Here is a 10,652-nt window from a genome sequence, read left to right on the forward strand (position 1 = left end):
GCCAGACGCTCTTTGTGCGGTATTGCCTTAGCGAATATTGACAAAAGCACCGGACGAAATCGCTCCGTCCGGTGCTTTTGCGGAATGTTCTTTTTGAATATGTTCCTGTTGGCAGCTGCTACAGTTCACGATCAAACAAGAATTGAAACAGCACAGGCGTAATGGCAGGATAGGTCAGATTGTCAGGCAGCGAGGAGAACGCCTTTCGTTCTGCCATTTCACTTTCGGGAATGTCGGAAAATTGCCGAATCACCGCATGGAATACAACGCCGTTGGCACCATGCAGAGTATTTTCGTCCCAGGCACGATAATCGCAAATTGGTTCGATGTCAAAATCTACGGCACCAGACTCCTCAAACAGCTCTCGTTTTGCTGCTTCCAGCGGTGTTTCTCCGGCTTCAATATGACCGCCCTGCGTTTCCCATGTGGTTCGTTCCTTGTGCCGGCTCAAAATCATTTTTCCATGGCTCTCGGAAAGGATGACCACATACTTGTAATTTTTCAGAGCATTTATCTCGTAGGTCTTACAACGCATAATCAGCTTTGATTTTCCTTTTCGATCAGATAATCGCCGCAGTACATCTTCCGCAGCTTCGGCTTCTCGATTTTGCCGGTCGCGTTGCGGGGAACCGGTGCGAAAATGATTTTCCGCGGTCGTTTATAGCGGGGCATGCCCATGCAGAATTCGTTAACTTCCGCCTCGGTGCATTCCACGCCCTGCTTTAGTTCCACAATTGCCGCAGCAATTTCGCCCAGCCGCTTGTCCGGCAGTCCGATCACAGCCACGTCCTTGATCTTGTCAAACTTGCTCATAAAGTTTTCGATCTCTACCGGATAAATATTTTCGCCGCCGCTGATAACCACGTCTTTTTTCCGGTCTACAAGGAAGTAGAATCCGTCCTCGTCCTGCCGTGCCATGTCACCGGTCCAGAGCCAGCCGTCGTGCAGAACTTCCGCGGTCGCTTCGGGATTGTTGTAGTAGCATTTCATAACGCCGGGACCCTTGACTGCCAATTCGCCGACTTCACCCTGTGCCACCGGTTCTCCGTTTTCGTCAATGATCCGGACTTCCCAGCCATAGCCCGGAATGCCAATTGCTCCTACCTTATGAATATTTTCCAGTCCCAGATGCACGCAGCCCGGACCAATGGATTCGCTCAGACCATAGTTGGTGTCGTACATATGATTCGGGAAATATTCTTTCCAGCGTTTGATCAGACTCTGGGGGACAGGCTGTGCACCGATATGCATCAGCCGCCACTGGGAGAGTTCATAGTTTTCCAGACGGACAGAGCCGTTGTCCAATGCTTCCAGAATGTCCAGTGCCCACGGCACCAGCAGCCAGACAATGGTACACTTTTCACGGGAAATAGTTTCCAGAATGGTTTCCGGATTGACTCCTTTCAGAAGCACTGCACGTCCGCCGGTGAGCAGGCTGCCGAACCAGTGCATCTTGGCACCGGTGTGATACAGCGGCGGAATACACAGAAAGACATCGTCCTTGGTCTGGTGATGATGATTCTGCTCTACCTTGCAGGCGTGCATCAGGCTTTCGTGGTTGTGAAGAATTGCTTTCGGGAAACCAGTCGTACCGGAGGAGAAATAAATGGCAGCGTCGTCCTCATCTGTTAGCGGTACTCCGGGGGAGATGCTGGCACAGTTGGAGGTCAGCTTGTCATAGTCCTCTGCAAACGAGGGGCAGTCGCCGCCGACATAAAAGAGGATTCGCTTCTTGCTGATCGATTCTGCAATGGTTTCAATTCGTCCGATAAATTCCGGACCAAACACCAGTACATCGGCTTCTGCAAGGTCCAGACAATATTCGATTTCTTCCGCACTGTACCGGAAATTCATGGGCACTGCCAGAGCACCGGTTTTCAGCGTGCCGAAATAAATGGGCAGCCACTCCAAACAGTTCATCAGCAGAATTGCCACCTTGTCGCCCTTTTTCACGCCGCGGCTCATGAGCAGCTGTGCAAAACGGTTTGCCTTTTCGTCAAAGACATGCCATGTGATTTCCCGACGATACCAGAAAGACGAGGTAGGCTGGATCAGGTCGTAGTCCTTCCAGAGCACCCGTCGTGTTTCCTGTACCTGCGGATTTACTTCTACCAGTGCCACATCATTGCCGTACTTTCTGGCGTTTTCTTCCAATAATTCTGTGATCGGCATATTCGTTACTCCTGTCCTTGTTCTGTATGGTTTCCGTTATATGCATAGCCAGTGAGAAATGCCTTCTGGTTGATGTCAATGGTTTTCGGCGGCACAGTATCTGCAATGACCTGTAACCATTCTTCTTTGGAGAAGTGCATGTGCTGTGCAGCTACGCCCAGAATGATCGTGTTGAATACCCGTGCATTGCCCAGCTTCAGAGCCTCGGCGGTAGCATCTACTGCCAGCACATTGTATTTTTTGCTCAGCTCCTCCAGAATGTGTTCCGGATACTCTGCGGCACCGATCACCACCGGCATCGGATCAATGCGGGTGTCGTTTACGATAATGGCACCGCCCTTTTTCAGGAAGTGTGCATACCGCAGTGCTTCCAGCCGTTCAAAAGCGATCAGAATGTCTGCCTGTCCTTCTTCTACGATCGGTTCTGCCACAGATTCGCCGTAGCGGACAAATGTTACTACGCTGCCGCCACGCTGTGCCATGCCATGCACTTCCGAAAGCTTTACATCATAGCCGCCAGTCAGTGCAATCTTTCCCAGCACGCGGCTGGTCAGCAGGGTGCCCTGTCCGCCGACACCTACGATCATAATATTGATAGTCTGCATCATGCCTTGCCTCCTTTTTCCCGCGGGATCAGTTCGATTGCGTGGAACTTGCACCGTTTTGCACAGAGTTCACAGCCGTTGCACATCGCCGCATCGATTTTCGGAATGCCGTTTGCCTGTTTGACCATTGCAGGGCAGCCCGGGACCAGACACTGTCCGCACTTCTTGCAGGCATCTTCATGGAGAATGCACTTGCCCTTCGGAACAAATTCTTTCAGCAGGGCACAGGGGGACTTGGTGATGATAACAGACAAAGCGTCCCGCTGGGTTTCCTGTTTCAGCAGCTTTTCCAGCCCCTCAATGTCGAACGCATCGATTTCATAGACGTGTTCAATGCCCATTGCCTTGCAGAGGTGATAGATGTTGATCGCATAGGTCAGTTCACCCTGCAAGGTCTTGCCGGTAGCGGCGTGATCCTGATGTCCCGTCATACCAGTAGTGGAGTTGTCCAGAATGATGACCGTTCCGGTTGCTTTGTTGTACACCATGTTCATCAAAGAGTTGACACCGGTGTGCAGGAACGTAGAGTCGCCGATCAGTGCCACCCAGTTTTTCACATAGTCCTTGCCCTTGGCTTTTTCAATTCCGTGGAGAGTGGAAATGCTTGCACCCATGCACACGTTAAAGTCCATAACACCCAGCGGCGGAACGGCTCCCAGTGTATAGCAGCCGATGTCGCCGGCACCGTGCAGTTTCAGCTTTTTCATTACAGAAAAGACGCTGCGGTGCGGACATCCGGGGCAGAGGATCGGCGGACGGTTCGGAGCCTGTGCCGGCGGTGTCAGCTGGACATCCTCATGCAGAATGGCTTTCCGCAGCATATTGGCACTGTACTCACCCTGTACTGTAAAGATCTCCTTGCCGATTACCGGAATACCCCAAGAACGAACTTGTTCTTCGATGACCGGTTCCAGTTCTTCTACAATGTACAGTGTTTCCACATTGGCAGCAAATTCTTCGATCAGCTTTTTCGGCAGCGGGTGTACCAGACCAAGCTTCAGCACAGATGTGTCCGGCAGGGCTTCCCGTACATACTGATAGGGGATACCGCTGGTGATGATACCAATTTTCTTGTCGCGGTATTCCACACGGTTGATGTCAAAGTGACAAGCATCTTCCGCCATCTGCTTCAGCCGCTGTTCCACGATCACGTGCCGTTTCTTCGCATTCGCCGGCATCAGTACATTTTTCTCGATGTTCTTTTCATAGGGCTTGTCCGGTACGTTTTCCCGTTCCTCCGGATGTACTACACCCTGTGAATGGGACAGACGAGTGGTAGTGCGGACAATGACCGGCGTGTCATATTTTTCACTGTATGTAAACGCAAGCTTGGTGAAAATGCGGGCTTCTTCGCTGTCGGAAGGCTCCAGCACCGGAACCATTGCCGCACGTGCAACCATGCGGGTGTCCTGCTCGTTCTGGGAACTGTAAATGCCGGGGTCGTCCGCAGCAACCAGTACCAGACCGCCGTTTACGCCGGCATAGGAAATCGAATACAGCGGGTCGGAAGCTACATTGACACCGACCAGTTTCATAGAAGCCATTGCCCGTGCACCGGCGATAGAGGCACCGATTGCCACTTCCATAGCCACCTTTTCATTGGGTGACCATTCTGCATAGACTTCCGGATATTTTGCGATACATTCGCTTATTTCAGTGCTCGGCGTACCCGGATAGGCAGCAGAAACCTTGACACCAGCTTCATAGGCTCCCTGTGCAATGGCGGCATTGCCAAGCATGATTTTTGAATTCTTCAACAGATTTTCCCTTCTTTCGAATGATTTCTGCCATACAGGCTGTAAAGCAGACAAGAAACCCGCCTTTTGAGAAAAAGACAGGTCGTTCAAAGCAGCACTATCTTTACAATAAGTAAGTAGTATAATAAATAAGTAGTGCAGCCTTTTCTATTGTAATACATTTTCGAAAAAATCACAAGGCTTTTTTCGACTTTTGGTGATTTTGCATATCTCCGGCAAAGTTTCTTGTACATTTTCACAAAAAGTAAAAAGCCCGAAAACACCAAACGGCATTTTCAGGCTTTCCGGAAACACGCTCTGTTTCGGGATTATTCAAAGGAATCCAGATCGATGCCAGCCAGCAGGTCTTTCAGTGCAGCCAGTTCGTCGGCGGTCAGTGTCACGCCTTTTCCCATTCTGCTGTGATCCGGAGCCCAGTCACGAATATCGTACTTCGGTTCCTTTTCGTTCCAGCTGATCAGGTTGACTTCCTTGCTCCAGCCTCTTGCATTTTCACCCAGAGTACCCAGATTCTCTACGATTTCATATTTCAGTTCTGCCATAATAAAAACACTCCTTGAAAAAATTTGATGCAGGTGTTGCCTGAAGCGTGCACGTGCCTACACGCACACGCTGCATCTCGAATACCTATTATACAAGATGCGTTCCGAAAATGCAACACCCCGCCGCCGGCTTTTTTGGAAATTGGAACTTTCACTAAAAACATTAAGCTTATTTCAAGCAACATACGTTATAATGACAACAACATCAAGCGAAAACAGCCATTTCGCACAGAAGGGAGGAAACCTGTACCGGAAAACCTGATTCCGGCAGCAGGATATATATGGGTGCAATTCAGACATTCGCACGAAAGGAAATCAAGTTTTTACTGACAGAACAGCAGTATCAGGATTTTCTGCCGCTTCTGGAACACTACATGAACCCCGACAAATTTTGCGTCGGGGGAAAAGAGTATGGCATCTATAACGTCTATTATGATACACCGGACGATTTTCTGATTCGGGAATCCCTTGAAAAACCGGATTACAAGGAAAAGATCCGGTTACGCAGCTATCTCTCGCCGGCACAGCCGGAGGACACCGTGTTTCTGGAAATCAAAAAGAAGATCTGCGGCATTGTCAACAAACGCCGCGTTACCATGACACTGGCACAGGCGGAGGCCTATTTGCAGGAAAAGATTCACCCTGACTTAGGCGGTTCATACTTGCAGGAGCAGGTCATGGACGAGATCGACTTTTTCCGCCAGCGGTATGAGATATTCCCGAAGCAGTACATCAGTTATCAGCGTGCGGCGTATTTCGGCAAGGAAGATACCGATTTCCGGCTGACTTTTGATCGGGCACTGACCGGACGACGCAGCGACCTCTCGCTTCGCCAGCAGAGTTATGGTGACCTGCTGATTCCGGAACAGATGCGTCTGATGGAAGTCAAGATCGCAGACTCCATGCCCATGTGGCTGGCAGAAGAATTGGCAAAACTGCAAGTGTATAAAACCAGCTTTTCCAAATACGGAAAGGCATATCAGATGTACGTACAAAATCAGCTGGAATGGACTCGTCCCCAGCTTACCATAGAAAAAAGGAGACGTTACGATTATGCTTAACACCATTACCAATGTCTTGACGGCGACCAGTTCCGAATTATCTTCCCTGCTGTCGAATGTAACAGCGACCACAAGCACCGCTTCTGTAGGAGATATGTTGTTTGCCCTGATTCTGGGCGTTGTCATGGGCTTTCTGATCAGTCTGGTCTACATCTTCACCCACAAGAAATCCGGCTATACCCAGAGCTATGTTATGACATTGCTGATGCTGCCGCCGATCGTGGCAATTGTGCTGGTGATGATCAACTCAATGGCAAGTGCCCTGAGCCTTGCGGGCGTCTTTACCCTCTGTCGGTATCGTACTGTTCCCGGTGACCCGAAAGATATTACCTATGTCTTTTTTGCAATGGCAACCGGTGTGATCTGCGGCATCAACGGCGGCGGACATGTGTGGTTTGTCTTTGTGTTCTTCGCAGTGATCGCGGCAGTGCTGATTCTGATAGAGGTGCTGCGGTACGGCATCTGCAAAACCAGCAGTATGACACTGAAAGTGACCATTCCGGAAAAACTCAACTATATCGGACTGTTTGATGACATTCTTGCAGAAAACACGACCAGCTGGCACCTGAAGCGTGTCAAGACCACCAACTTTGGCTCGCTGTTTGAACTGATCTACAGCATTCAGCTGAAAAACGACGTAGACCAGAAAAAATTCATGGACGAGATTCGGAAGCGGAACGGCAATCTGACAGTAATTCTTTCCCTGTACTGTTACGAAGATCAGGTTTATGAAAAATAAGACCTTTTTTTCAAAATAGAAAAACGACATATTGGAATAAATTTTTCATACATTCCTTTAAAACCGTGGATTTATCCGCGGTTTTCTTTTCTTTTCAAAAACTTGCATACTAAACTATATAATTCGCTTGACAAATTATTTTTTTGTGCTATAATAAGATTGTAAAAAGAAACCGGAGGTGAGCAGATGAAACGAAATGCATACAGCCTGATTTTGATGGACGATGTGGTTGCGGCAGTGGATCGCCTTGCGGCACAGCAGGGCACCAGCCGTTCCAATCTGATCAATCAGATTTTGGCGGAGCATGTCTGCTGTACCACACCGGAGCAGCAAATGCGGCAAGTGTTTACCTGTTTGACACAGGCGATGAACTCGGCGTTCCGCGTACAGGAGCAGGGTTCCGATGCCATGCTTTCGATTCTGGGTTCGGTACAGTACAAGTACCGTCCTACCATTCGCTATAGCGTGGAACTGCATCGGGAACTGCACAGTGAAAAAGTCGGGCTGCTGAAAATTTCCTGCCGGACCCAGAGCCGGACACTGCTGGAAGCAATACAGCAGTTCTTCCTGTTCTGGGTACAGCTGGAACAGGAGTATGAACCGGAGGGTGCCTGTGCACTGGGTTTGTACCAGATCGAACCGAACCGCCTGACACGGGTGCTTCTGCGGCATGGCATTACGTCCAATGAGGTACTGGGAACAGCAACCGGAAAGTATATCCAGATGTTCCACACGGTGCTGCAATCCTATTTTCAGGGCTTGCAGCAGGGACTTCCGGCGGCAGTTTTGCAGCATGCATTGGAACAGCAATATGCCGCACTGCATGAGCAGCTGGTCAGCCAGCTTTAGGAAAACATGAGGCAGCACCGCATAAAGCCCGCCTGACGGCTTTGTACGCAATCTGCGTGCAGATTTTTCGTCATATTGCCCAAAGCAATCTGCCGAAAAATCTGACGACACATCTTACCACAAGCTTTGTGCGGTGTTGCCATAAGACAAAAAAGAGCAACAAAAACAGAATGCAAGAAATAGGAGGGAGTTCTCATGAACACACAGAAATTGACACAAAAGTCTTTGGAAGCGATTCAGGCTGCAAATGGTCTTGCAGTGGAGAACCAGAACCAGCAGATCGAACAGGTACACCTGTTGAGTGCTTTGCTGGAGCAGGAGGGCGGTCTGATTCCGCAGCTGTTTGAGAAAATGGGCGTGTCTGTCGATAACGTACAGATTCAGCTGAAAAACGCCATTGATAATCTGCCGGCAGTAACCGGAAGCGGTCGGAAGGCAGACGAGGTCTATGTATCTCAGGACGTAGACCGTGCATTGCGGGAGGCAGAAAAAGAAGCTGCCCGCATGAAAGATGATTTCGTATCGGTAGAACATCTGGTACTGGGCTTGTTCGATGCCATGGGCAAAGAACTGCAAAACGTGCTGAAACCTTTCTCCGTGACTAAGGATGCATTCCTTGCGGCATTGATGAAAGTTCGCGGCAACCAGCGTGTTACCGATCAGAATCCGGAAGAAACTTACGATGTGCTGGCAAAATACGGGCAGGATCTGGTAGAACGTGCCCGTGCCGGAAAACTGGATCCGGTCATTGGCAGAGATAACGAGATTCGAAACGTCATTCGAATCCTTTCCAGAAAGACGAAAAACAATCCGGTGCTGATCGGTGAACCGGGTGTCGGTAAAACGGCAATTGCCGAGGGTCTGGCACTGCGAATCGTTCGCGGCGATGTGCCGGCAAATCTGAAAGACCGGAAAATCTTTTCGCTGGATCTGGGTGCCCTGATCGCAGGTGCCAAGTACCGCGGTGAATTCGAGGAACGACTGAAAGCCGTTCTGAATGAAGTCAAGAAAAGCGAAGGCGGCATTATCCTGTTTATCGATGAACTGCATACCATTGTTGGTGCCGGTAAATCGGACGGTGCTATGGACGCAGGCAACCTGCTGAAGCCGATGCTGGCACGGGGTGAACTGCACTGCATTGGTGCTACAACGCTGAACGAGTACCGGCAGTATATTGAAAAAGATGCTGCTTTGGAACGTCGTTTCCAGCCGGTTCTGGTAGACGAGCCTACTGTAGAAGACACGATCTCCATTCTGCGTGGTCTGAAAGAACGCTATGAAGTATTTCATGGCGTTAAGATTCAGGATCAGGCTCTGATTGCAGCGGCTACACTGTCCAACCGATATATCACAGACCGGTTCCTGCCGGATAAGGCGATCGACTTGGTAGACGAAGCTTGTGCAATGATTCGGACGGAAATGGACTCCATGCCTACAGAGCTGGACGAAATTCGCCGGAAGATCATGCAGCATGAGATCGAAGAAGCTGCCCTCAAGAAGGAGGACGACAAACTGTCGCAGGCACATCTGCAAGAGGTACAGCAGGAACTCTCCCAGATGCGTGACCAGTTCAATGCCATGAAGGCAAAATGGGAAAACGAAAAAGATGCCATTTCCAAAGTGCAGAAACTGCGGGAAGAACTGGAGCAGGTCAACGCCGAGATCGAGCGTGCTGAACGGGACTACGATCTGAACAAGGCTGCCGAACTGAAATATGGTCGTCTGCCGCAGCTGAAAAAACAGCTGGAAGACGAAGAAGCCATTGCAGAAAAGCAGAAAGAGAACAAGAACTCTCTGTTGCGGGACAAGGTGACCGAAGAAGAAATCGCCCGCATTGTCGGCAGATGGACCGGCATTCCGGTAACGAAGCTGATGGAGGGTGAACGGGAAAAACTTCTGCACATGGACGAAGTACTGCACCGCCGTGTAATTGGTCAGGACGAAGCTGTGGAAAAGGTCAGCGAAGCCATTCTGCGTTCTCGTGCAGGCATTCAGGATCCGAACCGTCCGTTGGGCTCGTTCCTGTTCCTTGGACCGACTGGTGTCGGCAAAACCGAATTGGCAAAGGCACTGGCAGAAGCTTTGTTCGATGATGAGAACAACATTGTTCGTATCGATATGAGCGAATATATGGAGAAATTCAGCGTGAGCCGTCTGATCGGAGCTCCTCCGGGATACGTGGGTTATGAAGAAGGCGGTCAGCTGACAGAAGCTGTTCGCCGGAAGCCGTATTCTGTTGTTCTGCTGGACGAAGTGGAAAAGGCACATCCGGACGTGTTTAATATCCTGCTGCAAGTGCTGGACGACGGCAGAATCACCGACTCGCAGGGCAGAACGGTGGACTTTAAGAACACCATTATCATTCTGACTTCGAACTTAGGTTCGCCGATGATTCTGGAAGGCATGGACGAAAACGGCAACATCTCGGAAGAAGCCAGAAAGGAAGTCGATACGCTCCTGAAGCAGAAGTTCCGTCCGGAATTCCTGAACCGTCTGGACGAGATCGTCTTCTACAAACCGCTGAGCAGGACCGAGATCTTCCGCATTGTAGATCTGCTGCTGGAGAAGCTGCGGAAGCGTCTGGAAGACAAGCAGCTGGAACTGGAAGTTACTGATGCTGCCAAGGAGTGCATTGTGGCACAGGGCTATGATGTCAACTATGGTGCACGTCCGCTGAAACGACTGATCCAGTCCAAGGTAGAAACTCTTGTGGCAAGAAAGATCATTGCCGACGATCCGGCACCGGGTACTGTAATTCGTATCGACTATGACGGTCAGAAGATGATCTGTCAGTAAAACAATAGACAATTGCAAACCTCCAAAATAAAACGCCACGCCGCACAGATCATGTTACGTCTGTGCGGCGTGGCGTTTTTTATTTTGTTGAAGTTGCCTTAAGGCAATACCGCACAAAGAGCGTCTGGCGA

The 10,652-nt window shown here is 50.0% G+C and carries 9 protein-coding genes; 4 read left to right on the plus strand and 5 right to left on the minus strand.

The window, feature by feature from the left end:
- Positions 1-118: 118 nt before the first annotated feature.
- From RUMCAL_RS09995 to RUMCAL_RS10015, 5 genes are all read right to left on the minus strand, one after another.
- On the minus strand, positions 119-535 hold the full coding sequence (locus RUMCAL_RS09995; RefSeq protein WP_021682715.1) for an NUDIX hydrolase: 417 nt from the start codon (positions 533-535) through the stop codon (positions 119-121).
- A 2-nt stretch (positions 536-537) separates the two neighbouring features.
- Positions 538-2,172, minus strand: a complete 1,635-nt coding sequence (locus tag RUMCAL_RS10000; RefSeq protein ID WP_021682716.1) for a class I adenylate-forming enzyme family protein — start codon at positions 2,170-2,172, stop codon at positions 538-540.
- A 5-nt stretch (positions 2,173-2,177) separates the two neighbouring features.
- Positions 2,178-2,780, minus strand: coding sequence for an indolepyruvate oxidoreductase subunit beta (locus tag RUMCAL_RS10005; protein ID WP_021682717.1), 603 nt, complete (start codon positions 2,778-2,780; stop codon positions 2,178-2,180).
- The gene (gene iorA, locus RUMCAL_RS10010) at positions 2,777-4,516 is read right to left on the minus strand and encodes an indolepyruvate ferredoxin oxidoreductase subunit alpha (protein WP_040647875.1); all 1,740 of its coding nucleotides are present in this window, start codon (positions 4,514-4,516) and stop codon (positions 2,777-2,779) included. The genes RUMCAL_RS10005 and iorA overlap by 4 nt, the downstream gene beginning before the upstream one ends.
- A gap of 326 nt (positions 4,517-4,842) precedes the next feature.
- Positions 4,843-5,076, minus strand: a complete 234-nt coding sequence (locus RUMCAL_RS10015) for a YdbC family protein (RefSeq protein WP_021682720.1) — start codon at positions 5,074-5,076, stop codon at positions 4,843-4,845.
- Positions 5,077-5,357: 281 nt separating this feature from the next.
- Between RUMCAL_RS10015 and RUMCAL_RS10020 the strand changes: the two genes are divergently transcribed.
- From RUMCAL_RS10020 to clpB, 4 genes are all read left to right on the plus strand, one after another.
- On the plus strand, positions 5,358-6,137 hold the full coding sequence (locus RUMCAL_RS10020) for a polyphosphate polymerase domain-containing protein (RefSeq protein ID WP_021682721.1): 780 nt from the start codon (positions 5,358-5,360) through the stop codon (positions 6,135-6,137).
- Complete coding sequence (locus RUMCAL_RS10025; protein WP_021682722.1) at positions 6,130-6,876, plus strand: DUF4956 domain-containing protein; 747 nt, start codon at positions 6,130-6,132, stop codon at positions 6,874-6,876. The genes RUMCAL_RS10020 and RUMCAL_RS10025 overlap by 8 nt, the downstream gene beginning before the upstream one ends.
- 186 nt (positions 6,877-7,062) lie before the next feature.
- Positions 7,063-7,725: a ribbon-helix-helix domain-containing protein gene (locus RUMCAL_RS10030; RefSeq protein WP_021682723.1), complete on the plus strand. Its 663-nt coding sequence runs from the start codon at positions 7,063-7,065 to the stop codon at positions 7,723-7,725.
- A 195-nt stretch (positions 7,726-7,920) separates the two neighbouring features.
- Positions 7,921-10,521 (plus strand): ATP-dependent chaperone ClpB, encoded by a 2,601-nt coding sequence (clpB, locus tag RUMCAL_RS10035; RefSeq protein WP_021682724.1) that lies wholly within the window; start codon positions 7,921-7,923, stop codon positions 10,519-10,521.
- The last annotated feature ends 131 nt before the right edge of the window (positions 10,522-10,652 follow it).

Source organism: Ruminococcus callidus ATCC 27760 (genome assembly GCF_000468015.1).
GTDB lineage: Bacteria > Bacillota > Clostridia > Oscillospirales > Ruminococcaceae > Ruminococcus_C > Ruminococcus_C callidus.

Excerpts from the sequence above, each read along its gene's own strand:
- RUMCAL_RS09995 (WP_021682715.1), bottom strand. The coding sequence starts at position 535 with ATGCGTTGTAAGACCTACGAGATAAATGCTCTGAAAAATTACAAGTAT.
- RUMCAL_RS10000 (WP_021682716.1), bottom strand. The coding sequence starts at position 2,172 with ATGCCGATCACAGAATTATTGGAAGAAAACGCCAGAAAGTACGGCAAT.
- RUMCAL_RS10005 (WP_021682717.1), bottom strand. The coding sequence starts at position 2,780 with ATGATGCAGACTATCAATATTATGATCGTAGGTGTCGGCGGACAGGGC.
- iorA (WP_040647875.1), bottom strand. The coding sequence starts at position 4,516 with ATGCTTGGCAATGCCGCCATTGCACAGGGAGCCTATGAAGCTGGTGTC.
- RUMCAL_RS10015 (WP_021682720.1), bottom strand. The coding sequence starts at position 5,076 with ATGGCAGAACTGAAATATGAAATCGTAGAGAATCTGGGTACTCTGGGT.
- RUMCAL_RS10020 (WP_021682721.1), top strand. The coding sequence starts at position 5,358 with ATGGGTGCAATTCAGACATTCGCACGAAAGGAAATCAAGTTTTTACTG.
- RUMCAL_RS10025 (WP_021682722.1), top strand. The coding sequence starts at position 6,130 with ATGCTTAACACCATTACCAATGTCTTGACGGCGACCAGTTCCGAATTA.
- RUMCAL_RS10030 (WP_021682723.1), top strand. The coding sequence starts at position 7,063 with ATGAAACGAAATGCATACAGCCTGATTTTGATGGACGATGTGGTTGCG.
- clpB (WP_021682724.1), top strand. The coding sequence starts at position 7,921 with ATGAACACACAGAAATTGACACAAAAGTCTTTGGAAGCGATTCAGGCT.